Below are 24,591 nucleotides of genomic sequence, written 5' to 3'. Positions count from 1 at the left end.
CTTTTGGCGTCACTGTTCCAACGCAAGGACGGGCCGTGATGTTCCCTAGTCAGGCGAGGGCGGGCGTGGCGTACCGCACAGGCGTGAGCCTGTCCAGCGAAACCAGCCGGTAGGTGGTGATCGTCTCGGCGCAAGCCGTACCACACGGCGCTGTGAACGCCGATGGCTCAACCACAACCTGGAACCGGACGTCTCCGCAGCGCACGACTGCTTCGGTGACGTCGCCGTCCGACCTGGAGGATTCCACGGCCACTGCGCCGACGGAGCACTCTCCCGTATGGGCTCGGGCAAAATGCTCGACGGCTTGCAATGGCTCAGGGATGCCTGCGCGCCCCCGGAGACGGTCGAGGATGACCTCGCCCGACCGGTACGCGTTAGCCGCTGCCAGTGCAGCAGCCTGAGACATGCTGCCGTAGAAAATTCCGTGTGGCAAGCACACGAGGTTGGCGGCGTAGCGATCGCCGCCAACGTGTGACGTTTCCCACACTCTGTCGGGCAAAGATTCGGCCAGCGACCGAGCGAGGGGTAGTCCAATGCGGGCGCAGCACGCATTGCGCTTGGCGTGCGTGCAGACCAGAAATACCGGCTCGTCATCAAGTATGCAGGACTCCGGGAGCACTCCGGCCACGAAGGCGTCCAGGTCAAGATCGTCCGGACCTGCGACGACACCGCTGGCCAACCAGGGGTGGTCGCCCGCCGCGTACGCCAATAGCACACGGATGCCCTGGTCCCGCTGGCGGGTTCGCCTGCCCGGACGCCTGATGAGCTGGGGCCTGATACCGCGTTCGAGCGCTCTGCGCACGAGTTCGGAGATTTCTTCAGGAAGTTGCAAGCTTTCCAGGTGGGACGGCCACGCGCCGGCGTACTCGACGAGCAGCCAGAGCCGGGCTCCCACGGTGGCGCTGGCCAGGGTGGGCATGGCTCCCGTGTGGCAGCCCGCCGGATGCTCGCATCCCCTCGCCAACGCCTCCCCCTTCCCGACGAATTAGGTAAGGATAACCTAACGCATTGGCGGGTTTGGGGTCGGGGTCAGGTGATCCCGAGCACGTCGCGTGTCGCGGGCAGCGCCCGGTCGCGGTCGGTGGCGACCAGGCCGATCCTGGTCCTGCGGTCCAGCAGGTCGGCCTCGTCGAGCGCGCCCTCGTGCCGGACCGACCAGAGCAGGTCGCCCTCGGTCAGGCCGAGCCCGACCTCCTCGGGGTGGGCCTTGACCAGCTCGTACGCCGCCGCGGCCTCGCTGCCGTACCGCTCGGCCAGCCGGGGCGGCACCCCGTCCGGCTGCGGGCCCGCGCCGACCAGTGGGATCTGCTTCGTCCGGCTCGGTCCGGCGCTGAGCTCTTTGAGGGAGACGGCCCGGTCGATGGCGTCCTCGGCCATTCGCCGGTATGTGGTGAGCTTGCCCCCGACGACCGTGACCACACCGCCGTCCGACAGGACCGCGTGCCGGCGGGAGAGGTCCGCCGTGCGGCCGTCCGCGGCCAGGAGCGGCCTCAGGCCCGCGTACGCGCCCGCGACCGCCTCAGGGGTCACCTGAGTCTCCAGAATGCCGTTCAGCACCTCCAGGAGCGCTGTGACGTCCTTCATGGGCACCTCGGGGACGTCGGGCACCGGCCCGTCCACCGGTTCGTCGGTCAGCCCGACGTAGACGCGGCCGTCGCCCTGGGGGAGTACGAGCGCGAATCGGTTGCTCTCTCCGGGAATGGGCACGTGCATGCCGGCGATCAGCCCCGGCAGCGTCCCGGCGTCGAGCACGAGGTGGCTGCCCCGGGACGGCCGCAGCCGTACCGCCGGGTCGAGCTGCCCGGCCCACACGCCCGTCGCGTTGACCACCGCCCTGGCCCGGATGGTGAACCGCTCGCCGGTCAGCTCGTCGCGCACCTCGGCGCCCTCGTCCGTGAGCCGCAGGGCGCGGCAGCGGGTCAGGACGCGGGCGCCGTGCCCGGCGGCGGTCCTGGCCAGCGCCACGACCAGGCGGGCGTCGTCGAGCAGCCGGCCGTCCCACGACAGCAGGCCGCCGCGCAGGCCGTCGCGCGCCAGCACCGGCGCGAGCGTGTGGGCGCGCGCCGCGCCGAGCCGCGTGGGGCCGGGCAGCAGGCGGCGCGGCGTGCGCGCGGCGGTCCGCAGCCCGTCGCCGAGCCGGTAGCCGGTCATCACCAGGGCGGCCTGCCGCGGGGAGACCGCCGGCGTCAGCGGCAGCAGGTACGGATGGGCCTTGACCAGGTGCGGAGCCGTCGTCCTGAGCAGGATGCCGCGCTCGACCGCGCTCTCGTAGGCCACGTCCACCTGGCCCTTGGCCAGGTAGCGCAGCCCGCCGTGGACCATCTTGGAGCTCCACCTCGACGTGCCGAAAGCCAGGTCGTGCGCGTCGACCGCCGCTACGCTCAGCCCGCGGGAGGCGGCGTCGAGGGCCGCGCCGGCTCCCGTCGCGCCGAGCCCCACCACCAGCACGTCCAGCCGCTCGGCGGCGACCACGCCCAGTTCGTACGACCTTCTGCGGGCGTTCAGCGAGCTATCCAAGGTAGGCCTCCAGCAGGGCGGTGAGTTCGGCGTCCAGGTCGTCGAGCGTCACGGGGTCGAGCATCGTGGGGGCCGACAGCAGGAACGACTGGGCGACCAGCAGCACGGCCCGCGCCCTGGCCGGCCCGCCGACCGCCGGCTCCAGCAGGGCCAGCACCGCCTCGTGGCTCGCCCCCCGCCGGTCCAGCAGGTACGGCAGCAGCAGCTCCGGGTCCGCCTCCACGATCTTCCGCCACAGCGGGTGCCCGCGCAGCCCGCGTACGCCCGCCACGATCGCGGGCACCGGGTCGGACAGGTCGAGCCCCGACACGACCGCGACCCACTCCCGCGTCATCAGGTCGGCGACCAGCGAGCGCACGTCCGGCCAGCGGCGGTAGATCGTCATCCGCGACACGCCCGCCCGCCTGGCCACGTCCGTGAGCGTGGTCCTGCGCACGCCGTAGGCCAGCACGCACGCGCGGGCCGCGTCCAGCACGCCCTCATTGTGACGATTCGACGTCATGTGTCACAGTGTATGCGTGACCGGTGAACCCATGCTGTGGAGTGGCTGGGGCGACCCCGCCAAGGCCCGCGAGCTGCCCGAACAGATCCGCAAGCTGCTGCACGACCTGCTCGGCGTGCGCGCGCCCGAGACCCCGGCCGCCGCCATCGAGGAGGTCCGGCTGCCCCCGGTCGCGCTGCCCGAGCCGGTGCTGGCCGCGCTCGCGGCCGTCACCGGGCCCGCGCACGTGCTGACCTCCCACGAGGCCAGGCTGCGGCACACGCGCGGCAAGTCCACGCCCGACCTGCTGCGGATGCGCGCGGGAGACGGCTCCGACGCCCCCGACGCGGTCGTGCTGCCCGGCTCGCACGACGAGGTGGAAGAGCTGCTGCGGCTGTGCGCGGCCGAGCGGGTCGCGGTCGTGCCGTTCGGCGGCGGCACCTCCGTCGTCGGCGGGCTCGTGGCCGCGCGGGCCGGCTTCACCGGCGTGATCGCGCTCGACCTGGGCAGGCTCGACCGGCTCCGCTCGGTCGACGCCGAGTCGATGGTGGCCGACTTCGAGCCCGGCGTGCGCGCCCCCGAGGCCGAGCGGCTGCTCGCCGAGCACGGCCTCACGCTGGGGCACTTCCCCCAGTCCTTCGAGTACGCCACGCTCGGCGGCTTCGCCGCGGCCCGCTCCAGCGGCCAGGCCTCGGCCGGGTACGGGCGCTTCGACGACATGGTCGTCGGCCTCACCCTGGCGACGCCGTCCGGGACGCTGGAGCTCGGCCGCGCGCCCAAGTCCGCGGCCGGGCCCGACCTGCGCCAGCTCGTCCTCGGCTCGGAGGGGGCGTTCGGCGTCATCACGTCGCTGCGGCTGCGGGTGCGCAGAAGGCCGGCCGAGCGGCGCTACGAGGGCTGGCGGTTCGAGTCGTTCCGAGCGGGGACGGCCGCCGTGCGGGCACTCGCCCAGGAAGGCCCGCTTCCCACCGTGCTGCGGCTCTCCGACGAGACCGAGACCATGATCGGCCTGGCCCGGCCGGACGCGATCGGCGGCGGCGGCTCCGGCTGCCTGGTGATCCTCGGCGTCGAGGGCGACTGGATCGGCCACCGGCACGCCGCGGCCGCCGCGGTGCTGGCCCGGCACGGCGGCGAGCCGCTGGGACCCGAGCCCGGCCAGGCGTGGGAGCACGGCCGCTTCTCCGCGCCGTACCTGCGTGACTCGCTGCTCGGCGCGGGCGCCACCGTGGAGACCCTGGAGACGGCCGGCTTCTGGTCGAACCTGCCGCGTCTGTACGACGCGGTCCGGCTGGCCCTGCTCGGGGCGCTCGGCTCGCCGCTGGTCATGTGCCACGTCTCCCACGTGTACGAGACCGGCGCCTCGCTGTACTTCACCGTCGTGACCCCGCAGCAGGGCGACCCGGTCGAGCAGTGGGAGCGGGCCAAGGAGGCGGTGAACGCGGCCATCGTCGAGGCCGGCGGGACGATCTCGCACCACCACGGGGTGGGCCGCGACCACCGGGACGCCTACGGCGCGGAGCTGGGCCCGCTGGGCGTGGGCGTGCTCCAGGCCGTCAAGGACCGGCTGGACCCGGCCGGGATACTCAACCCGGGGGTGCTCGTCCCTCAGTCGCCGCCGGGGATCTGATCGGCCTCCGCCAGCGTCTCTGCGGCGTCGCTGTAGCGGTGGAGTGCCTCGTACGCCTCGGCCAGCCGGTAGAGGGAGACCGCGAGGTGGCCGCCGTCCAGCCCGCGGCTGAGCGCCACCGCTTCCTGCGCCATGGGCAGCGCCTCGGTGGCGCGGGAGCGGTCGAGCAGCAGCCTGGCCGTCGTGCGCAGGCAGTGGGCCAGCAGGCCGGTGTACTCGGCGGGGGAGCGGGCGGCCAGCGCCCGGCTCTGGGCGACGGCCTCGCGCGCCCGGTCGACGCCCCGGCCGCCCCGCCGGGGGAGGGTGAGCGCGTAGGCGAGTAACGCCTGCACGGCCGCCGCGTCGGGGCTGCCCATCCGGGTCGCGTCGTCCGGGCCGTTCCGGTTCATGGGAGCCCACCTCCGCGTCCCAAGGGCTTGCTTGGGGACGTGAGGTTACACCATGCCGCACCATCTGTGTTTCCGGGAGTACGGAGAGTGGAGTGTGCGCGAATGGTGGATGCCGGTAAAGATGTGGTCATGGTGGAAGTCGCGGCCGAGCGCGGGAAGCAGCATTCCTCACGGGTGTCGAAGGCGGGGGCCGGCTGGGCCTGTGCGGAACCGGGGACGTTTGCCCAGCTCAGACCGGACAAGGGCGGATTCACCTGGCTGAATTTACGCACACTCTGGTTGTCCAGGAACGAGATCCTGGCGAGCTTGTTCGGTGATCCTTCGGGGGAGGTGCGGAAACGGTGGATCGCGGCACAGGAAGCCCGCGGGATAGATCCGGAATTTCGCATCAAGCCCGGCGTCGGGGGAAATTTCAATTTCCTGATTCTGGGCGACACCGGCGAGGGCGACGCCTCCCAGTACGCCGTCGTCCCCGGGATGCTGAGGCTCGGGCAGGACACCTCGTTCGCGGTCATCGCCAGCGACGTCATCTACCCGACGGGGTCGGGCAACGAGTACGGGGACAAGTTCTTCCGCCCGTACAAGGACTACGAGGCGCCGATCTACGCGATCCCCGGCAACCACGACTGGTACGACGGGCTCGGCGGCTTCATGCGGGTCTTCTGCGACGCCCCGCCGCTCAAGCCGACGCCGGACCGCGGGCTGCGCGGGCTGCTGTGGCGCAAGCCGGAGACGATCGACGAGGGCAGGCTGGCCGAGGCGCGCAAGCTCCGGGGGCGGCCGGCCCAGCAGGCCGCGCAGCCGGCGCCGTACTGGGTGATCGAGAGCGACAGCCTGCTGGTCGTGGGCGTGGACACCGGCATCAAGAACGTCCTGGACAAGGCGCAGACGGCCTGGTTGCGCCGTGTCTCGCTGGACCCGCGGCCGAAGATCCTGGTGACCGGGAAGCCCATCTACACCGGCAACGTCCACAAGCCGTCACCGCTGGAGGAAGGCGGCACGATCGATGACATCGTGCGCGACCCGGCCCACCGGTACGTCGCGGCCATCGGCGGGGACGTGCACAACTACCAGCGCTATCCGGTCAAGGTGGGCGACCGGGTGATCCAGTACATCGTGACCGGCGGCGGCGGCGCCTTCATGCACGCCACCCACATCATCGGCAGGGTGGACGTCGCCGGCGTGGCCGAGGACGAGTTCAAGTGCTACCCGCTGCGCGGCGACTCGCTGTCCTTCTACAGCCAGCTCTACGCCCGCCGGCTGCGGATGAAGTGGCTCTGCCTCACCCCCGACGAGGCGGTGTGCATCATGTCCAGCCAGATCGGCAACCGGCCGGCCCGGCCGGTCGAGGGCGCCGTCACGGTCACCCGGCGGATGCGCTGGGCGGCGCGGCTGCTCGGGGCCTGGCCGTGGCCGTTCAGGCTGCCGGTGGACAAGGTGTTCCACCGCTTCCTGTCGGAGCTGTCCGACTGGGATCAGCCGCCGTTCTTCAAGCAGTTCCTGCACGTGTCGGTCACGCCCGACCGGCTGACCCTGCGCTGTTTCGCCGCCACCGGCTGCCTGGAGCAGGAGCTCCGGCCGCCGCTGGAGGACGAGGTGCACATCGATTTGTCGTAGCTGTTTGGCACCCTTATGTGCGTGTATGTCGTGGTAGCGGGGGAGACGGTGCTCCCCGTCGGTGGAAGGGCCCGGCGCGCGGCCGGCCCGGCGTCCGCGGTGCGGGAGCTGGAGTCCGGAGGCGGGCCGCGGTGGGTCTGGGCCGACACGCGGGAGACGTACCCGCCGCTGCTGGAGCAGGGCGTGCGGGTCGCGCGCTGCCACGACCTCGCGCTCACCGAAGGGCTGCTGCTCGCCCACGAGGGCCGCTACGGCGAGCCGCGCTCGGCGCGGGCCGCCCACGCCCGGCTGCACGGCCTGCCGGTGCCCGACGACCAGCCGAGCGTGCCCGGCACGCTGTTCGCGCCCGAGCCGCTGCCCGCCGAGGCGGTGGCCGAGGTGCTGGCCGACCAGCTCCGCCGGATCGAGGAGCTGCCCGAGCCCGGCCGCTTCCGGCTGCTGGTCGCCGCCGAGTCCGCGGGCGCGCTGGTCGCCGCCGAGATGTCGCACGAGGGCATGCCCTGGCGCCGGGACGTGCACGACGCGCTGCTCACCGACATGCTCGGCCCACGGCCCGTGCACGGCATGCGCCCGGCCAAGCTCCAGGCGCTGGCCGACGAGGTGGCGGCGGCCTTCGGGCGCCCGGTCAACCCCGACTCGGTGCAGCAGCTCGTCAAGGCGTTCAAGGGGGCCGGGGTGGCGCTGAAGACGACCCGGTCGTGGGAGCTGAAGAAGATCGACCACCCCGCCGTCGCGCCGCTGCTGGCCTACAAGGAGCTGGCCCGGCTCTACAGCTTCCACGGCTGGGTGTGGGCCGACCAGTGGGTGCGCGGCGGGCGCTTCCGCCCCGAGTACGTCGTCGGCGGCGTGGTGTCCGGCCGGTGGGCGACCAGCGGCGGCGGGGCGCTGCAGATCCCCAAGGTGATGCGCCGGGTCGTGGTGGCCGACGAGGGGTGGACGCTTGTCGTCGCCGACGCGGCCCAGCTGGAGCCGAGGGTGCTGGCCGCGATGGCCGGCGACGGCGGGCTGGCCAGGGCGGCGGGGGAGATCGACCTGTACTCGGCGCTGGCCCAGTCGTTCGGCGGCGAGCGCGGGAACGCCAAGATCGCGATGCTGTCCGCCATGTACGGCGGCACCAGCGGCGACGCCTCCAAGCTGCTGGCCGTCATGCGGCAGCGCTTCCCCAAGGCGTACCAGTTCGTGGAGGACGCGGCCAAGGCGGGAGAGGAGGGGCGGCTGGTGCGGTCGTGGCTCGGGCGTACCAGCCCGCCGCCGTCCGGGCGGTGGAAGGAGCTCGTGTCCGGCCCTGAGGGCGGCCGGGCGGCCCGCGACCGGGGCAGGTTCACCAGGAACTTCGTGGTGCAGGGCACCGCGGCCGAATGGGCCCTGGCGTTGCTGGCGGTGCTGCGCGGGCTGCTGCCCGAGCCCGCCAGGCTGGTGTTCTTCCAGCACGACGAGGTCATGGTGCACTGCCCGCTGGAGCAGGCGGAGGAGGTCGCCGCGGCGGTGACGGCGGCGGCGGCCGAGGCGAGCAGGCTGCTGTTCGGCTCGACCCCGGTGCGCTTCCCGATGGAGACCGTCGCCGTGGGGTGCTACGGCGACGCCAAGTGACCGATTGGAGACCGTCGCCGTGGGCTGCCACGGCGCCGCCAAGTGAGCGTTCAGGCCGGTCGGGCGCGGTCGCGGTACCGGGCCGAGACCAGCCAGAGCCCGGCCAGGGTGACCATGACGCCGACGACCAGGCCGAGCACGCCGTAGGACAGGATGCCCACGATGGCGCCCGCGATGATCGTCCCGGTGGCGCCGCAGACGTTCATCAGCAGGTCGGACAGGCCCTGCACGGCGGGCCGGCGGTCGATCGGCACCGACTCGGTGACCAGCGCCGACCCGGCCACCAGCCCGCACGACCAGCCGAGCCCGAGCACGATGAGGGCCGTCGTCACCTGCCACACCCGGTGCCCCGCCGTGCCCGCCAGGACGGCCGCGGCCAGCAGCAGCGCCGAGCCGAGCACCAGCACCGGCACCTTGCCCGCCCGGTCGGCCAGCCAGCCCACGACCGGCGAGAACATGTACATGCCGGCGATGTGCAGGCTGATCACCAAGCCGATGACGTTGAGGTTCGAGCCGTCGTGGTGGAGCTTGACGGGGGTCATCGACATGATCGAGACCATCGCGGTGTGGGCCACCGCGATCATGACGAGCGCGCGGCGGGCCATGGGAGTCTCGCGCAGCGTGCGCAGGCCCGTCCTGATCGTGCGGTGGCGGCCGGGGCCGGGCTCGGGGGCGCCGTCCAGCTCGCGGGCCAGCTTGAGCGGGTCCGGGCGCAGGCCGCCGATGATGATCACCAGCGCCACGGCGAACGCCAGCGCCGCGAAGGCGAACGGCCCCGCCTTGGCCGCCAGCCCCGCCTCGATCCCCATCCGGTCGGCGGGCTCGGCCAGGTTGGGCCCGGCGACCGAGCCGACGGTCGAGGCCCACACCACCAGCGACAGGTGCCGGGCCGCGTGGCCCTTTGGTGACAGGTCGGTGGCCGAGTAGCGGGCCGCCAGGCTGCCCGCGCTGCCGCCGCCGACCAGCACCAGGCCGGCCAGCAGCAGCGGCCAGTTGCCCAGGCTGATCGCGGCCACCGAGATCGCGCAGCCCGCCAGCGCGGCCAGGTAGGTCAGCGACAGGCCGACCCGGCGGCCTCCCAGGCTCGACAGCCGCGCGGTCGGCAGCGCGAGCAGCGCCGCCCCGAGCACGGTCGCCGTTCCGGCGAACCCGCTGATCACGGTCGAGCCGGACAGCTCGTCCACGACCACCGAGCTGAGCGCCAGCCCGACGGCCACCCCCACACCGCCCACGATCTGCGCGGCGGACAGGACGACCAGGGTTCGACGCTGGACGCCGGCGAGGTCAGGCAGGGCAACGGGGGGTTTCGTGGGGGTGCTGGTCACCTGTGAAGTCTCGCATAGCCCCCGACATCCACCCAAAGAGGACAGGCATCCATTTCTATTGGGAAAGGTGCCCTTTTCAGAGGATGGTGACGGAATCCCCCACGGTGATCGTGCCGGGGGCGTCCGGGATCAGGTTGATGCCGAACCAGACCTTGCCGTCCCACTTGCGGTGGCGGGACAGCGTCCTGATGGGCTCCTTGCCCTTGGTGTACGTCGCGGTGTCGATCGTGGTCAGCACGCAGCGGTCGCAGCCCTTGGTCACCCGGAAGGTGACCGCGCCGATGCGCAGCCGCTTCCAGTCGTCCTCGGCGAACGGCCGCTCCACCCCGTCGATCACCACGCTGGGCCGGAAGCGGTGCATGGGCAGCGGCGCGGGGACCTCCTCACCGCGCTCGGCCGCCGTCTCGGCGATCCAGTCGTTGAGCCGGCCGAGGGAGGCGGTCGTGGTCAGCAGCAGGGGGTAGCCGTCGGCCAGGCTCACCCGGTCGCCGGGCAGGCCGTACTCGGGGTTGACGGGACGGCGGGTCGGGTCGTCGAGCCAGGCCAGCCGCGCCGGGCGGCCGATCAGGTCCGACAACCAGCGCGCCGCGTCGTCGCCGCAGTCGGTGAGCTCGACCGGCGTGCGCCAGACGTCCACGGTGGTCATGACGGCGGGCATGGTGGGGGTGACCCGCAGCGGGGGCGCGTGCGGGCCGGTCAGCGTGAGGGTGTCGCCGTCGAGCTGCGCCACGCAGGCCAGCAGCATGGGGTGTTCGCGGGCGGTCAGCAGGCCGCCCTGGCCGTCGGTCACCAGGTAACGCCGGTCGGCGGCCAGCCCCCACGGCTGCACCTCGGCCTCATGGACGTCGTGCCCCGCGGTGGACTTGACGGGATAGAAGTGGATGCTCGCCAGTTCCATGGCCAGGACCGTACCTCACGGCCTCGGGACGGCCTCGGCCCGGTGGGCCGCGGCGACCGGCTCCCGGCCCGGACGGGCGGACAGGGCCACCACGCCCAGGGCCGCCACGCCGAGCGCGGCGCCGATCCAGCCGACGGACGGGTATCCGGCGCCCGCCCCGATGGCCAGCCCGCCGAGCCACGGCCCGACGGTGATGCCGACGTTGAAGGCGCAGACGTTCATCGCGGCGGCCATCGTGGGGGCGTCCTTGGCCAGGGCGAAGACGCGGGTGTTCAGCGTCGGGTTGGTGGCGAAGCCGAACCCACCGAGCAGCAGGACCAGCGGCACGGCCAGCACCGCGACCGGCGCGGCCAGGGCCAGCAGGACCGAGGTCACGACCAGCCCGGCGATGCCCGCGTACAGGGTCGCGAAGGGGCGCGTGTCGGCGGTGCGCCCGCCGATCGTGATGCCGATCACCGCGCCGACCCCGTACAGCGCCAGGACGGCGGGCACCCAGGCGGCCCGCAGGCCGGTCGTGTCGACGAGCATCGCGCTCAGGTAGCTGAAGGAGACCAGCAGCCCGCCGGTCGCCAGGGCGGTGGTGGCGAAGGCCAGCCACAGGCGCGGGCTCAGCATCGAGCGGAGCTGCTCGGCCACGCCCGGCGCGGACTCCCGCTCCGGCCGGCCGCCGGGGATCGTGGCCAGCACGCCCAGGGCCGCCAGCGCCGACAGCGCGGCCACGGCCCAGAACGCGGCGCGCCAGCCGAGGTGCTGGCCGATGACCGTGCCCAGGGACAGCCCGACGACGGTGGCCACGGTCAGCCCGCCCGCCACGATGCTCATCGCCCTGCCCCTGGCGTTCGGCGGCACCAGGCCGACCGCCGTGGAGGCCGCGACCGCCCAGAACCCGGCGTAGACGAAGGCGCCCGCCACGCGGGTGGCGAACAGCAGGCCGTAGCTGGTGGTCAGGGCTCCGGCCACGTGGGTCAGCGCGAAGACCGCCATGAACGTCAGCAGTGCCGTCCGGCGGGGCCAGCGCATCGTCACGACGGCCAGCACCGGCGCCCCCACCAGCATCCCGATCGCGAACGCCGAGATCAGCAGCCCCGCGTCGGGGACGGACACGCCGAGATCGGCGGCCATCTCCGGCAGCAGTCCGGCCAGCATGAGCTCCGAGGTCCCCTGGGCGAAGATCGCCAGCCCCAGGATGAACACCGCCAGCGGCATGAGAACTCCTCTATTTTAGAACGCTCAGTACAAAACTCGAGCACGAAAAAAGCAGGTGGGTGGGGGTCAGAAAGCGGTCAGCGCCGTCGTCGCGATGGATTCGAGCACCGCCCGGCCCGCCCCGCCCCGGGCCGCGACGCGCAGGCCGCTGACCGTGGCCACGACGAAGTGCGCGAGCGCCAGGGCGTCCTTGTCCGCGGCGATCTCGCCGCGGGCCTGGCCGCGCTCGATCGCGCCCCGCATCGCCTCCACGCGCCGCTCGCCGTCGCGGCGCAGCAGGACGGCGATCTCCGGGTCGTGCGGAGCCAGCTCCACCAGGGCGTTGACCACCAGGCAGCCGGCCGGGTCGCCGGCGCCGGGGTCGACCGCCTGCCACAGCACGGTCCTGATCTTCTCCACGGCGGGCGCGTCGGAGGCCATGAGCTCGATCAGCGCGGACGTGCGCTCCTCCTGGTAGCGGCGCAGGGCCCGCTCGTAGAGGTCGCGCTTGTTCGCGAAGGTGTTGTAGATGCTGCTGCGGCCCAGGCCGGTGGCCTCGCACAGGTCCTGGGTCGAGGTGCCTTCGTAGCCCGCGTCCCAGAACGCGCGCATGGCCGCCTCGACGGCGCGGTCCTCCTCGAACGTCCGTGGTCGTGCCATGACGAGCACGCTAGCACGTTTTGGAATGATCAGTGCAATATGGGTCAGGTGGTCTGGCGGAACGTGTCCAGGAACACCTTGCGGGCCCCGGCCTGGTCGTCCCACTTCAGCTCGGGCATGTCGAACGCGATCGTGAAGGCGGTCTTGTCGTCGAGCGTGACGTACCGGGTCAGGGCGTGCATCGGGACGCCGTCCTTGGAGGTGTAGGTGTACTCCCAGTCGGCGGCCTTCCAGCCGCGGTAGTCGACGGCCTGGAGCTGCACCTGGATGTAGCCCTCCACGCCGCCGTCGGCCTCGCGCCGGCTCAGCTCGGCGAGCCCGTCGGCCTGCGGGGCGGCCTGCTCGACGACGATCCGGGTGCCGGAGTCCTTGGGGCCGGTGAAGGTGGCCGCGTCCCCCGAGGCGGCCAGCTTCCAGCCGTCCGGGACCGCCGCCGCGAAGCCGGGCGGGGTGTGCTCCTTGTAGCCGTCGGGCACCGGCGACGGCCCGGACTTCCGCGGCGCCTGGCTGGCGGCGGCCGTCGACTGCGTGCCGGGCGAGACCTGCGGCGAGCCGCCGGACAGGATGACCACGATCGCGCCGATCACCACGGCCACGCCCGCGACCGCGCCGGCGATCAGCAACGGCGTGGGCCTGCCGCCACGCATCCAGGGGCCGTCGCCCTCCTGGACCCTGCGGCGGCTCGTGCCCGCCCGCGAAGGACCGCTGCGCGCGGGGCCGTTGCGCGTGGGGCCGGTCCGGGTGGAGCCGGTGCGCGAGGAACCGGTCCGGGTGGAGCCGGTGCCCGACGAGCCGGCGCGCGCTCCGGCGCCGGAGCCGGGCAGGGTCGCCAGGCGGCTGTGGCTGATGTCGTGCGACAGGTCGCGCGAGTGCTCGCGCAGTTCGTCGGCCGAGGCCAGCGGCCACGGGGCCGGGACGGCGGCCGCCCTGCTGTCCGTGGTCAGCGGCAGGATCGGCTGCGGCGCGGGCGGGACGGGCGCGTCGAGGTCGTCGAGGTCCTCGGCGGGCGGTTCCATCCGGTGCGGGCCGGACGGGCCGCCGAAGGCGTCGAAGCCGCCGGCCGGGGACGGGAGCCGGTCGGTGCGATGGCTGCCCGACGGGCTCGACAGGCCGTCGTAGGGCGGCACCGCGTACCCGCCCGCCGGGCCGGCCAGCGGGTCGTACGGCACCCGCACCGGCCCCGAAGGGGTCTCCACGATGCGCGAGGGCATCGGCCCGGACGGGTGCTCCAGCGGCGGCAGCATCCCCAGCGGCGTCGGGTCGGACTCGGCCGGCAGCGTCTCGGGCGGGCGCGGACGGGCCGAGCCGTGGGCGCGCAGCACCGCTTCCAGCAGGTCGGCGACCTGCTCCGCGGTGAGCCGCTCGGCCGGGTTCTTGCGCAGCAGTCCCTCGATCACCGGCAGCAGCGCCCCGGCCCGCTGCGGCCTGATCGGCTCCTGGGTGAGCACCGCGCCCAGCACCGCGATCGCGTCCGGCCCCTCGTACGGCGGCCGCCCCTCCACGGCCGCGTACAGCGTCGCGCCGAAGGACCACAGGTCGGCCGCCTGCCCGATCGGCTGCCCGGACAGCCGCTCCGGCGGCACGTACGCGGGCGAGCCCATGAGCAGCCCGGTCTGCGTGATCGTCACGTCGCCCTCGATGGCGGCGATGCCGAAGTCGGTCAGCACCACGCGGTCCGAGGTCAGCAGCACGTTGCCCGGCTTGATGTCGCGGTGCAGGATGCCGGCCGCGTGCGCGTGCCGGAGCGCGTCGAGCACGCGGATGCCGATCTCGGCGGCCTGGATCACCGGCAGCGGGCCGCTCTGCCGCACGGCCTGCTCCAGCGACCAGGCGCGGACCAGCTCCATCACGATCCACGGCCGGCCGTCCTCCTCGACGACGTCGTGGACGGTGACGATGCCCGGATGCGTCAGCCGGGCCGCCGACCTGGCCTCGCGCAGCATGCGCCGGTGCGCCATCTGCTTGCCCGCCTGATCCAGCCCGTACGGCAGGATCAGCTCCTTGACCGCGACGTCCCGGTCGAGCAGCACGTCGTGGGCGTGCCACACCATGCCCATGCCGCCCCTGCCGACCGGCGACATCAAGCGGTAACGCCTGCCGACCAGTCGCCCCTGGCTCTGCGGGTCACCTCCCGGCGCACCCTGGTCCGGGCCGGGCCCGCCGAGCAAGCGGTCGGCTGCCATCTTGCCGCCCCCATTCAGCCTCATCCGTCACATCAGAGCGTGACCACTTCGTGCGGTGGATCGCCGTACGCGCCACCGTGCGCCATGCGCTACTTGCAGATTATGAGGTTCGCCACGATATCGGCGGAAAATCAGTAATGGAAGGCGAAGACCCTTTACAGCTGCTCTGACGTGCAGATATACGGCTTTTCAAACTGATCACTTACTCAGCGGCGAGTGCGATCAAGGCGCTGGTGAACGCCTGTGCGGGCGGCTCCACCAGCCCCGCGCCGACCTGGCCGGTGCCCGCGACGCGTCCCGCGATGCCGGTGTTGACGACCGGCAGAATGCCCGTCCTGGCGACGAGCGTCACGTCGATGCCGACGGGCGTGCCGCGGAATCCGAGCCCGGGAATCTGGTACGCGGGATGCTCGGCGAGCGTGATCTCGTACATCGAGCGGGTGGCCCGTACCGCGTCGGCCACCTCGCCGCCGACGAAGCGCACGATCGCGGGCGCGGCGGCCATCGCGAAGCCGCCCAGCCCGGAGGTCTCGGTGATCGTGGAGTCGCCGATGTCGGGGTTGGCGTCCTGCGGGCCGTACGCGCCGAGGTATAGGCCGTCGGGCACCCCGGCCGGGCCGGTGAACCAGCGTCCGCCGAGCCCGGAGACCTGCACGCCGAAGTCGGTGCCGTTCCTGGCCATGGCCACGACCAGCGAGGAGCCGGGGATGTCGCGGGCGGCGTCCGTGCTCACCTTGCCCGCGGCCATGCCCGCGTTGAGGAAGAAGTGGTCGTTGCCGTTGATGAAGCGCAGCACCTGCGCCGCCTGCGCGGGCGCGGCCTCCACGAGGGCCGGGGCCAGCTCGCGCAGCAGCAGCGAGGTGGCCGCGCGGTTGCGGTTGTGCAGCTCGTCGCCCATCTGCAGGGCCTGCGCGATCAGCGAGCGCAGGTCGATCGGGCCGGTACGGGCCAGCGTCGCGGCGAGGACCGGGCCGAGCACCTCCTCCATCCAGCGCAGCCGGTCGAGCACCTCGGGGCCGTACGCGCCGTACCGGAGCACCTTGCCCAGGCCCTCGTTGAGCGAGCAGTAGGCGGTGCCGCCGTGCTCCTCGTCGCGTACCTCCAGCAGCCACATCGACGGGCTCACCACGCCCGCCATCGGCCCCACCGTGGCGTGCTCGTGGCAGGGCCGCAGCGCGACCGCGCCCGCCGCCAGCCCGGCCTCGGCCTCCCGCTCGTCGCCCGCCAGGCCCTCCAGCAACATCGCGCCGATCAGCGCGCCGCGCATCGGGCCCGAGGCGCGGTCCCACTCGATCGGCGGCCCGGCGTGCAGGAACGTCCTCGCGGGCAGCACCTCGGCGGCCCTTCGCAGTCCCACCAGGTACGGCCGCGCGCCGGTCAGCCTGCGCACGGCCAGCTCGTTGGCGGCCGTCCTGCGCGGGTCGGCCAGCACCCTGGCCAGGGCGTCGGCGGTGCCGGGCAGCGGCGGCCGCCAGGCCACCGGCGTCGTCGGCACGGCCTGGGCCGTCAGCGCCTCGTCGAGCAGCCCCGCGCCGACGGTGATCACCCGCGGCGGCCCGGACAACAGGCTCACGACACCCTCCCGGCAACACGACGAACGGCGAACGGGCGAACGGCGGGCGGGGTCACAGGAGGCTCCGGGCGTGACCGGCGGCCTCGGCGTTGGAGACGAACACGGCCGCCCCGGCCTCGCGCAGCGCCGCGGCCTGCCGGTGCAGGTCCTGGGGGTCGCCCGCGCTGCCGACCAGCGCCACCACGACCGTGGCCGGCGTACGGGCGACGGCCGGCGCGAGCGAGGCCGCCGGGTCGGGGTCGGCGGCGTGGCCGAGCACGACGTCCATGAGCACCACCTCGTCCGCCCGGACGCGCGACAGGGCCTCCAGGCGCAGCGTCGGGTCGATCATCGGATGCGCCCTGCCCCTGGTGTAGACGTCGTCCCCGAAGTCGGTGAACTCGCCGGGCCCGGCCAGCACGGCGGCCTCCGCGCAGAGCGTGCCGCCCGAGTACAGGCCCCTGACGCTGCGCGGCTCCCCGCGCAGCGCACCCGGCCACGACGGCCATCCGGGCACGCTGCGGCCCAGCGCCCGCAGCGCCCGCCCGGCCGCCTCGGTGAGGTCGGTCTCCGGCAGCACCGCCTCCACCACCGGCGTGCGCAGCCCGGCGGCCACCTCCCGGACGGCCTCCGCCACGCCGGGGTCGGGCGGCTTGCCGACCAGCACGATCAGCTCGGTGGCCGGATCGTCGTCGAGCAGCCGCAGGGCGCGCATCGTGGCCAGCCCGCCGACCTCGGCCGACAGGTCCCTGCCGCCCACGCCGAGGATGTGGCTGATCCCGGCCTCGGCCCAGTCGAGCAGGCAGGACACCTGCTGGGCGCCGGTGCCGGAGGCGGCGACCAGGCCGACCGGCCCCGGGCGCAGCACGTTGGCGAAGCCGAGCCCGACGCCCGCGATCGAGGCGGTGCCGCAGTCGGGCCCCATGACCAGGACGCCGCGCTCCTCGGCCAGCTCCTTGAGCCACCGCTCCTGGGCGAGGGGCACGCCGTCGCTGAAGATCATCACCGGCAGCCCGGCCTCGACCGCGTCGTAGGCCTCGCAGAAGGCGTGCTCGCCGGGGACGGACACCAGGACCAGGTCGGCCGGCGTCCTGGCGGCCGAGCGGGTGGTGAGCGGCGGCTGCTCTTCGGCGGCCGTGGCCCCGGTGGAGGTGGTGGCTCGCGCGGTCAGACGGGCGTCCAGCTCCTCGACGGCCCGTGCGGGGTCGGCGCCGCGGAGGGCGATGAGCAGGTCGCCGGGGCCCGCGGGCGGGGGCTCGAAGCCGAGGTCGCGGACGATGGCGAGGTTGAGCTCGGTGGCCATGGCCACCATCGCCACCTCCACGCCCGGCATTTCGGTCAGCGCCCGACTTATTCGCATCAACGTGACGGAGTCGTGGTACGTCCCTTTTCTCAGCTGGATCAGGTCGTCGCTCACGGGCGCCCGCTCAACGCCCGGACCGAGGCCAGCCCGATCGAGATGCCCTGGGCCAGGTCGGCGCCCGAGGTGTGGCCGAGCCGGTGCAACCGCCGCAGCGCCGGTTCGAGCGCCTGCCTGCCCGCGATGCCGCGCAGCACGCCGGTCACCTCCGGGCTGGCCTCGCCCCTGGCCGCGCAGTGCAGTAACGTCGCCGAGATCGGCGTCGTACGGGTGCGCGCGTCGTAGGTGACGGTCGCCGCCAGCCAGTCGGCCAGCCAGACCGCCCGCCGCGTGCCGGTCGCCGTGCCGAGGTGCCTCAGCGTCACCAGCAGCCCGGCCAGCACGTCGTCGCCGCTCGGCGTGAGCCCTGGACCGAGCCCCACGAGCCGTTCCGCCGCCGTCACCGCGTCCAGCAGCCGGGCCTGCGCGCAACTGCGCGCCAGCAGCTCGACCGCGTCGTTCCCGGCCAGGCCGGGCCGTCCGGGGCCGTCCAGGACGACGTCCGCCAGGCTCAGCGGGTCGACCGGGCCCAGCGCCGGAGCCGGGTCCCACCAGCGGCGCACGCCGAGGCTCAGCGAGCCCAGCTCGATGCCGCGGTCGCCCACGGAGGCGTCGTCACCCACGGTGACCCGAGGCAGCGGCGTGGCCAGCAGCACCGAGTTGGGCAGCCGGGCCGCCTCGCCGGTGATGAGGGCGATCACCGAAGGCTCGCAGTCGGTCCTGACCTCCAGGTATATCCCCGCGGAGAACGCCGCGAGCACCCGGGCCGGGCTGCGCGGGGCCTCCAGCACGGGACGCACGGCGGTGCTCGCCGCGCCCGTCACGCGGACCCGCGCACGCCGCGCATGAGTACTGACGGTCACCGAACCTCCCATCGGACCCTGGTCCTGACCGTAGAACGGCCGCGGAACCCTCCGTACGGAGAAATTTGCCAACAGTCAGCGGGAAGGTTGGCTCTTCCTGACAGACCATCTGTGGAGTCACAATCACCACATGGAGCCCCCCGTGCGTCTGGCCAGCACCGGAACGATCATCCATGGCGTCTCGGTCGGGGAGGTGCTCGGCGTCTCGACGCTGGCCGAGGCCAGGCTGATCGCGGGGGAGAGCGGGCTCGGGCGCATCGTGCAGCGGCTCAACGTGATGGAGGTGCCCGACATCCTGGCCTGGGTCAAGCCGCACGAGCTGCTGCTGACCACCGGCTACCCGCTGCGCAACACGCCGCAGTCGCTCGGCCGCCTGGTCGCCGACCTGGACGAGCGCGGCCTGGCCGCCCTGGCGATCAAGCTCGGCCGGTACGTGGACGAGCTGCCCGCCGAGATGACCGAGCAGGCCGACCGGCTCGGCTTCCCGCTCATCCTGCTGCCCAACGACGTCGGCTTCGACGACATCCTCAACCAGGTGCTCACCGACATCCTCAACCGCCAGGCCGCCGTGCTCGCCCGCGCCGAGGAGGCGCACCGGGCGCTGGTCCACGTGGTGCTGGCCGGCGGCGGGCTGAACGAGGTCGCCGCCGAGGTGGCCCAGCTCCTCGACGTGGCCGTGGCCGCCGTCGACGGCTCCGGCCGGGTCCTGGCCACCGCCGGGGCGGCCGAGCACGTCGCCGCCCTGCGCGAGTCGATCTCCCGCGAGGGGCCGCCGCCCGCGCGGGCCGCCGACACGCCCGGCCGCGGCCGGGCGTTCGCCTCGGCCCCCGTGCTGGCCGGCGGGCACCACCACGGCCGGATCGTCGCCTACAGCGCCACCGGCGCGATCAGGGACAGCGACATCGGCATCCTCGAACGCGCCGCCACCGTCGCCGCGCTGGTCGTGACCCGGCAGGAGGCGGTCAACGCGGTCGAGAGCAAGTACCGGGCCGACTTCCTGCGCGACGTGCTCACCGGCCGGGCCGGCACGCCCGAGCGGGTCGACGCCAGGGCCAGGGCGTTCGGCTGGGACCTGGCGCGGCCGGTGATCGTGCTGGTGGCCGAGCTCGACCCCGACGGCGACGAGCGCAGCGCCCAGGACCGGCTGGTGTCCTGCTGGACGGCGGCCGTGCGGCGGCACGACCCGCGCGGCGCGGTGGCCGGGTTCTCGCACGAGGTCGTCGCCGTCGTGGACGCCTCGCTCGACGCCGCCAGGGTGGCCAAGGACGCCGCCTCGGCGTTCGCCGACCTGCCGCCCGCGACGTTCTCGACCGGCACCTCGCGGCCGAGCCCGGGGGCCGGGACGCTGCCGGAGGCGTACGCGCAGGCGATGAAGGCGGCCCGGGTGGGCCGGCAGCTCCACGGGCCGGGCGCGGTCGCGCACTTCGACCAGCTCGGCGTCTACCGGCTGCTGTCGCTGGTGAACGACACCGGCGAGCTGCACGCGTTCGTCCGCGAGACGCTGGGCCCGCTGGCCTGGGACGAGGACGCCGAGAACGCCGACCTGCGGCGCACGCTGCAGGTGCTGCTGGAGACCAACCTCAACGTCGCCGAGACCGCCCGCCGGCTGCACTTCCACTACAACACGCTGCGCTACCGGATCGGGAAGCTGGAGCGCCTGCTCGGCAACTTCACCGACGACCCCCACCTGCGGCTCAACCTGACCCTGGCCCTGCACGTGCTGCGCATGCGCGGCATCTAGGCTTGGGGCTCGTGGATCTGGATTTCGAACTGCGTTCCGAGTACATCCCGCTGTGCGACCTGCTGAAGTACTGCGGGGTCACCGAGACCGGCGGTATGGCCAAACACCTCATCGCCGAGGGCCTGGTCCAGGTCGACGGCGAGGTCGAGCTGCGCAAGACGGCGAAGATCCGTACCGGCCAGGTGGTGAGCGGCGACGGGTTCACGATCCACGTGCAATAACGGCCCACCGTATCCGGATGGCCGCGACACCCCTTATTGTGCTCTCCGACATACTTCGGAAGACGTCGCCGCTGGTCAGGCGGAAGATTGAGGTGGGTTCGCGGTGTTCGGGTGGAAGCTGCACGGCGACGGGAAGCGTCTGACGCCGGGAGAGGTCGTCAAGCCTGACGAGCGGCTCTCCTGGCCCAGGATGGTCGGCATCGGCGCCCAGCACGTCATCGCCATGTTCGGCGCGACGTTCGTGTTCCCGCTGGTCATGGGGCTCGACGCGAACCTGGCCGTGATGATGTCCGGCGTCGCGACGATCCTGTTCCTGCTCATCGTGAAGGGCAAGATCCCCAGCTACGTCGGGTCGAGCGCGTCCTTCGTGGGGGCCGTGGTGGCGATCAGGGCGGCCGGGGGCGGCGACGCGACCGTCACCGGCGCGCTGCTGGCCGTCGGCGTCGTGCTGGCCGCCTGTGGCCTGGCCATCCACCTGCTGGGCGTGCGGATCATCCACCGGGTCTTCCCGCCGATCGTCACCGGCGGCGTGGTGATGCTGATCGGCTTCGGCATGGCCTACGTCGCGGCCGACGTCTACTGGCCCAAGGACCCGTGGGTGGCGCTGCTGACGATGGCGGCCACGTTCGTGTTCATCGGGGTCTTCAAGGGCTTCCTCGGCCGGATCGGCGTGCTGCTCGGCCTGGTCTTCGGGTTCGTGCTGTCGTGGGTCTGGGACATGGTGGGCGGCAAGATCCTGGCCCCCGACGCCACCGGCAAGGTGACCGAGCACTTCCGCGTCGACCTCCAGGGCGTCGCCAAGGCCGACTGGATCGGCCTGCCGTCGCTGCACGGGCCGGTCTTCGAGGTGTCGGCGATCGTGCTGGTGCTGCCGGTCGTGATCGCGCTCATCGCCGAGAACGTCGGCCACGTCAAGGCCGTCGGCGAGATGACCGGCGCGGACGTCGACGGCTACATGGGCCGCGCCATCATGGCCGACGGCGTCGGCACCGTGGTCGCCACCTCGGTCGGCGGCCCGGCCACCACCACGTACGCCGAGAACATCGGCGTCATGGCGGCCACCAAGGTCTACTCCACGGCCGCCTACTACATCGCCGCGGTCATCGCGATCCTGTTCGGTTTGTGCCCCAAGTTCGGCGCGCTGGTGGCCGCGACCCCCGACGGCGTGCTCGGCGGCGTCACGACCATCCTGTACGGCATGATCGGCCTGCTCGGCGCCCGCATCTGGATCGAGAACAAGGTGAACCTGTCCGACCCGGTCAACCTGGTCCCGGTGGGCGCCGGCATCATCATCGCCATCGGCCCGGTCGCGTTCCCGATCACCAGCACGTTCTCCCTCAGCGGCATCGCGCTCGGCACGATCGTGCTGCTCGTCGGCTACCACCTGCTGCGCGCCACGCGCCGCGAACCGGTGCCCGAAACCGGCCGATAACCCCCTCTCTGAGAGGCCGGCGACTTCCTCCGTACGGAGGTTCGCTCTGGTGACCGCGGGATATTTGGCAGATCATGCCCGTGTAGCCGCATCCCAGCGGTCCTAATGTGCCCGCAAAGGCACGGTCGCCGGCCCGGAAGAGAGGGCGCAGATGGTTTTCGGATGGACCAGACACGGTGACGGCAGGCATCTGGCGCCCGGCGAGGTGGTCAGGCCCGACGAGCGGCTGAGCTGGCCGCGCATGGTCGGCTTCGGCGCCCAGCACGTGATCGCGATGTTCGGCGCCACGTTCGTGTTCCCGCTGGTGATGGGGCTCGACCCGAACGTCGCCGTGATGATGTCCGGCGTCGCGACGATCATGTTCCTGCTGATCGTGAAGGGCAAGGTGCCCAGCTATCTGGGCACCAGCGCGTCGTTCGTCGGCGGCGTGTTCGCCATCAGGGCCGCCGTCGGCACCGACCAGAGCATCGCCGACGCCCTCGTGACCGGCTCGATCCTGGTGGCCGGGCTCGTGCTGGCGCTGGCCGGGCTGGCCGTGCACGTGCTCGGGGTGCAGATCATCCACCGGGTCTTCCCGCCCGTCGTCACCGGCGCGGTGGTGATGCTCATCGGTTTCGGGCTGGCGTACGTGGTCGCGGACGTCTACTGGGGGCAGGACCAGTGGGTGGCGCTGGTCACGATGCTGGTGACGTTCGTGGTGATCGTGGCGTTCAAGGGCTTCGCCGGGCGTGTCGGGGTGCTCATCGGGCTGGTCACCGGGTTCGCGCTGTCCTGGGTGCTGGACCTGGTGGCGGGGCCGGTCACCTCCGTGCTGCCCGGCCAGAACCTGCGCGACGCGGCCGGCGCCGCCTGCCCGGCCGAGGGCACGTACTGCGTGGCCACGGCCTTCCCGCACGACCGGGTCAGCTTCGACGCCGTCGCCAGGGCCGACTGGTTCGGGCTGCCGGACTTCCACGCGCCCGACTTCCGGTTCTCCGCCGTGCTGCTCGTGCTGCCCGCGGTGATCGCGCTCATCGCCGAGAACGTCGGCCACGTCAAGGCCGTCGGCGAGATGACCGGCACCGACGTCGACCCCTACATCGGCCGGGCGATCATCGCCGACGGCGCCGCCACCGTCGTCACCAGCGCCGTCGGCGGCTCGCCCACCACCACGTACGCCGAGAACATCGGCGTCATGGCGGCCACCAAGGTCTACTCCACGGCCGCCTACTACATCGCCGGCCTGATCGCGATCCTGTTCGGCCTGTGCCCGAAGTTCGGGGCGCTGGTCGCCGCCACGCCGGGCGGCGTGCTCGGCGGCGTCACCGTCATCCTCTACGGCATGATCGGACTACTCGGCGCCAAGATCTGGATCGAGAACCGGGTGGATTTCGCCGACCCGGTGAACATGGTCCCGATCGGCGCGGGCATCATCCTGGCGATCGGACCGGTGACGCACATGATCGGCGGAGACTTCTCCCTGGAGGGCATCGCGCTCGGCACCGTCGTGGTGGTGGGCGGCTACCACCTGCTGCGGGTCATAGCCGGGCGCTCCCGGGGACGAGCAGCGCATCCGGCCCCGGGCGAGGCCGGGTGAAGCCGCCGCCGTTCACCCACCACGCCCCCGGCGACGTCGGCGCGGCGCTGCGGACGCTCGCCGAGGTGCGGGGCAAGGTGCTGGCCGGTGGCCAGAGCCTGATCCCCATGCTCAACATGCGGCTGGCCGCGCCCGAGCACATCGTCGACATCAACCGCCTGACCGCCCTGGACACGGTGGAGTCGGGCGGCGACGGGGTGCGGGTGGGCGCGCTGGCCCGGCACTCGCGGGTGGCCCGGTCCGGCGCGCACCCGCTGCTGACGAAGGCGCTGCGGCTGGTCGCCCACCCCGTGATCCGCAACCGGGGCACGGTCGTCGGGAGCCTGGTGCACGCCGATCCCGCCGCCGAACTGCCCGCGGTGCTGGCCGTCCTGGGCGGCTCGGTGCGGCTGGCCCGCTGGACCCCCGACGGCGTCACCGAACGGGACGTGCCGGCGCACGAGTTCTTCGTCGGGCCCATGGAGTCCGTCGTCCGGCCGGACGAGCTGGCCGTGTCGGCCTACTTCCCGGCGCTCGGCGGGCGCGCGGGGACGGCGTTCGAGGAGGTGTCCCGGCGGCACGGCGACTACGCCCTGGCCGGCGTCTGCGCCGTGGTCACGCTCGACGAGGACCTGCGCGTCGCCGCGGCCAGGGTCGCCTGCGTCGGCGTGGGCCCGGTCCCCGTCCTGATGGACGTGACGCGCGCGTGCGGCCACCGGCCGGCCACGAGCGTCGACTGGCCCGCCGTCGCGCGGACCGTGCGGGAGGGGACCGACCCCGAAGGGGACATCCACGCCACCGCCGCCTACCGGCGGCACCTGGTGGGCGTGCTGGCCGAACGGGCACTGCGCGAGGCGGCACGGGAGGGGACGGCGACCGGTGGAACATGAGATCACGCTGACCGTGAACGGCACGGCCCGGCGGGTCAGCGTCCCCGGACGCCGCCTGCTGTCCGACTGCCTGCGCCACGACCTCGGCCTGACCGGCACGCACGTCGGCTGCGAGCACGGCGTCTGCGGCTGCTGCACGGTGCTGCTCGACGGCGAGCCGGTCCGGTCGTGCCTGACCTTCGCGGTCACCGTGGACGGGCACGAGATCACCACCGTCGAGGGCCTGGCCGGCCCGGACGGGCTCTCACCGGTGCAGCGGGCCTTCGCCGAGTGCCACGGCCTGCAGTGCGGCTTCTGCACCCCGGGCTTCCTGTGCACGGTGACCGCCCTGCTGGCCGACAATCCGGCGCCCACCCACGAGGAGGTGCTCGAAGGCGTGTCCGGCAACCTGTGCCGGTGCACCGGCTACCAGAACATCGTCAAGGCCGTCCACCGCGCCGCCGAGTTGCTGGCGGAGGAGTCGTGA

At 73.1% G+C, this 24,591-nt stretch carries 21 protein-coding genes; 9 read left to right on the top strand and 12 right to left on the bottom strand.

Annotation, left to right across the window (positions count from 1 at the left end; all coding sequences use genetic code 11):
• Positions 1-49 precede the first annotated feature (49 nt).
• From ABZ459_RS02545 to ABZ459_RS02535, 3 genes are all read right to left on the bottom strand, one after another.
• Positions 50-919, bottom strand: coding sequence for a sucrase ferredoxin (locus ABZ459_RS02545; protein ID WP_357964844.1), 870 nt, complete (start codon positions 917-919; stop codon positions 50-52).
• Between the two features lie 110 nt (positions 920-1,029).
• Positions 1,030-2,517, bottom strand: coding sequence for a glycerol-3-phosphate dehydrogenase/oxidase (locus ABZ459_RS02540; protein WP_357964842.1), 1,488 nt, complete (start codon positions 2,515-2,517; stop codon positions 1,030-1,032).
• Positions 2,510-3,019 (bottom strand): helix-turn-helix domain-containing protein, encoded by a 510-nt coding sequence (locus tag ABZ459_RS02535; protein WP_357964840.1) that lies wholly within the window; start codon positions 3,017-3,019, stop codon positions 2,510-2,512. The genes ABZ459_RS02540 and ABZ459_RS02535 overlap by 8 nt, the downstream gene beginning before the upstream one ends.
• 31 nt (positions 3,020-3,050) lie before the next feature.
• On the opposite strand from ABZ459_RS02535, the gene ABZ459_RS02530 reads away from it, so the two are divergent.
• Positions 3,051-4,625, top strand: a complete 1,575-nt coding sequence (locus tag ABZ459_RS02530; RefSeq protein ID WP_357965853.1) for an FAD-binding oxidoreductase — start codon at positions 3,051-3,053, stop codon at positions 4,623-4,625.
• Here the strand turns inward: ABZ459_RS02530 and ABZ459_RS02525 are convergent.
• Positions 4,604-5,014, bottom strand: coding sequence for a hypothetical protein (locus tag ABZ459_RS02525; protein ID WP_357964838.1), 411 nt, complete (start codon positions 5,012-5,014; stop codon positions 4,604-4,606). The two genes, ABZ459_RS02530 and ABZ459_RS02525, sit on opposite strands and share 22 nt — an antisense overlap.
• Before the next feature lie 306 nt (positions 5,015-5,320).
• On the opposite strand from ABZ459_RS02525, the gene ABZ459_RS02520 reads away from it, so the two are divergent.
• Positions 5,321-6,631, top strand: a complete 1,311-nt coding sequence (locus ABZ459_RS02520) for a metallophosphoesterase (protein ID WP_357964837.1) — start codon at positions 5,321-5,323, stop codon at positions 6,629-6,631.
• A 30-nt stretch (positions 6,632-6,661) separates the two neighbouring features.
• Entirely contained in the window at positions 6,662-8,221 is a 1,560-nt protein-coding gene (locus tag ABZ459_RS02515) for a bifunctional 3'-5' exonuclease/DNA polymerase (RefSeq protein ID WP_357965851.1), read from the top strand.
• A 50-nt stretch (positions 8,222-8,271) separates the two neighbouring features.
• Here ABZ459_RS02515 and ABZ459_RS02510 read toward each other — a convergent pair whose 3' ends face one another.
• The 8 genes from ABZ459_RS02510 to ABZ459_RS02475 form a co-directional block, all read right to left on the bottom strand.
• Positions 8,272-9,546 carry an MFS transporter gene (locus tag ABZ459_RS02510; protein WP_357964835.1) on the bottom strand — a complete coding sequence of 425 codons (1,275 nt, stop codon included), beginning with the start codon at positions 9,544-9,546 and terminating at the stop codon, positions 8,272-8,274.
• Between the two features lie 76 nt (positions 9,547-9,622).
• Positions 9,623-10,444, bottom strand: coding sequence for an MOSC N-terminal beta barrel domain-containing protein (locus tag ABZ459_RS02505; protein ID WP_357964833.1), 822 nt, complete (start codon positions 10,442-10,444; stop codon positions 9,623-9,625).
• Between the two features lie 15 nt (positions 10,445-10,459).
• On the bottom strand, positions 10,460-11,650 hold the full coding sequence (locus tag ABZ459_RS02500; protein ID WP_357964832.1) for a Cmx/CmrA family chloramphenicol efflux MFS transporter: 1,191 nt from the start codon (positions 11,648-11,650) through the stop codon (positions 10,460-10,462).
• Between the two features lie 66 nt (positions 11,651-11,716).
• On the bottom strand, positions 11,717-12,289 hold the full coding sequence (locus ABZ459_RS02495) for a TetR/AcrR family transcriptional regulator (RefSeq protein ID WP_357964830.1): 573 nt from the start codon (positions 12,287-12,289) through the stop codon (positions 11,717-11,719).
• Between the two features lie 44 nt (positions 12,290-12,333).
• A complete protein-coding gene (locus ABZ459_RS02490) occupies positions 12,334-14,472 on the bottom strand; it encodes a protein kinase (protein ID WP_357964828.1) in 2,139 nt (712 codons plus the stop codon).
• Between the two features lie 202 nt (positions 14,473-14,674).
• Complete coding sequence (locus ABZ459_RS02485; protein WP_357964826.1) at positions 14,675-16,045, bottom strand: DUF1116 domain-containing protein; 1,371 nt, start codon at positions 16,043-16,045, stop codon at positions 14,675-14,677.
• Positions 16,046-16,097: 52 nt separating this feature from the next.
• On the bottom strand, positions 16,098-17,441 hold the full coding sequence (locus tag ABZ459_RS02480; RefSeq protein WP_357964824.1) for an FdrA family protein: 1,344 nt from the start codon (positions 17,439-17,441) through the stop codon (positions 16,098-16,100).
• Complete coding sequence (locus ABZ459_RS02475; protein WP_357964822.1) at positions 17,438-18,286, bottom strand: DUF2877 domain-containing protein; 849 nt, start codon at positions 18,284-18,286, stop codon at positions 17,438-17,440. Before ABZ459_RS02475 ends, ABZ459_RS02480 begins: the two co-directional genes overlap by 4 nt.
• 130 nt (positions 18,287-18,416) lie before the next feature.
• On the opposite strand from ABZ459_RS02475, the gene ABZ459_RS02470 reads away from it, so the two are divergent.
• The 6 genes from ABZ459_RS02470 (at position 18,417) to ABZ459_RS02445 (ending at position 24,591) form a co-directional block, all read left to right on the top strand.
• Positions 18,417-20,027: a PucR family transcriptional regulator ligand-binding domain-containing protein gene (locus ABZ459_RS02470; protein ID WP_357964820.1), complete on the top strand. Its 1,611-nt coding sequence runs from the start codon at positions 18,417-18,419 to the stop codon at positions 20,025-20,027.
• Between the two features lie 11 nt (positions 20,028-20,038).
• Positions 20,039-20,248, top strand: a complete 210-nt coding sequence (locus ABZ459_RS02465) for an RNA-binding S4 domain-containing protein (protein WP_352363868.1) — start codon at positions 20,039-20,041, stop codon at positions 20,246-20,248.
• Between the two features lie 103 nt (positions 20,249-20,351).
• The gene (locus ABZ459_RS02460) at positions 20,352-21,680 is read left to right on the top strand and encodes a solute carrier family 23 protein (RefSeq protein WP_357964818.1); all 1,329 of its coding nucleotides are present in this window, start codon (positions 20,352-20,354) and stop codon (positions 21,678-21,680) included.
• 151 nt (positions 21,681-21,831) lie between these two features.
• On the top strand, positions 21,832-23,256 hold the full coding sequence (locus ABZ459_RS02455; RefSeq protein ID WP_357964816.1) for a solute carrier family 23 protein: 1,425 nt from the start codon (positions 21,832-21,834) through the stop codon (positions 23,254-23,256).
• A complete protein-coding gene (locus tag ABZ459_RS02450) occupies positions 23,253-24,125 on the top strand; it encodes an FAD binding domain-containing protein (protein ID WP_357964814.1) in 873 nt (290 codons plus the stop codon). Before ABZ459_RS02455 ends, ABZ459_RS02450 begins: the two co-directional genes overlap by 4 nt.
• Positions 24,115-24,591 carry a (2Fe-2S)-binding protein gene (locus tag ABZ459_RS02445; protein ID WP_357964812.1) on the top strand — a complete coding sequence of 159 codons (477 nt, stop codon included), beginning with the start codon at positions 24,115-24,117 and terminating at the stop codon, positions 24,589-24,591. The genes ABZ459_RS02450 and ABZ459_RS02445 overlap by 11 nt, the downstream gene beginning before the upstream one ends.

Origin of the sequence: Nonomuraea sp. NPDC005692, from assembly GCF_040631115.1 — a bacterium.
Classification (GTDB): domain Bacteria; phylum Actinomycetota; class Actinomycetes; order Streptosporangiales; family Streptosporangiaceae; genus Nonomuraea.
This window is presented reverse-complemented; position numbering and strand designations above follow the sequence as displayed.

Coding starts and splice junctions, on each gene's coding strand:
- ABZ459_RS02525 (WP_357964838.1), bottom strand. CDS start 5,014: ATGAACCGGAACGGCCCGGACGACGCGACCCGGATGGGCAGCCCCGAC.
- ABZ459_RS02505 (WP_357964833.1), bottom strand. CDS start 10,444: ATGGAACTGGCGAGCATCCACTTCTATCCCGTCAAGTCCACCGCGGGG.
- ABZ459_RS02530 (WP_357965853.1), top strand. CDS start 3,051: ATGCTGTGGAGTGGCTGGGGCGACCCCGCCAAGGCCCGCGAGCTGCCC.
- ABZ459_RS02455 (WP_357964816.1), top strand. CDS start 21,832: ATGGTTTTCGGATGGACCAGACACGGTGACGGCAGGCATCTGGCGCCC.
- ABZ459_RS02535 (WP_357964840.1), bottom strand. CDS start 3,019: ATGACGTCGAATCGTCACAATGAGGGCGTGCTGGACGCGGCCCGCGCG.
- ABZ459_RS02490 (WP_357964828.1), bottom strand. CDS start 14,472: ATGGCAGCCGACCGCTTGCTCGGCGGGCCCGGCCCGGACCAGGGTGCG.
- ABZ459_RS02495 (WP_357964830.1), bottom strand. CDS start 12,289: ATGGCACGACCACGGACGTTCGAGGAGGACCGCGCCGTCGAGGCGGCC.
- ABZ459_RS02545 (WP_357964844.1), bottom strand. CDS start 919: ATGCCCACCCTGGCCAGCGCCACCGTGGGAGCCCGGCTCTGGCTGCTC.
- ABZ459_RS02500 (WP_357964832.1), bottom strand. CDS start 11,650: ATGCCGCTGGCGGTGTTCATCCTGGGGCTGGCGATCTTCGCCCAGGGG.
- ABZ459_RS02470 (WP_357964820.1), top strand. CDS start 18,417: ATGGAGCCCCCCGTGCGTCTGGCCAGCACCGGAACGATCATCCATGGC.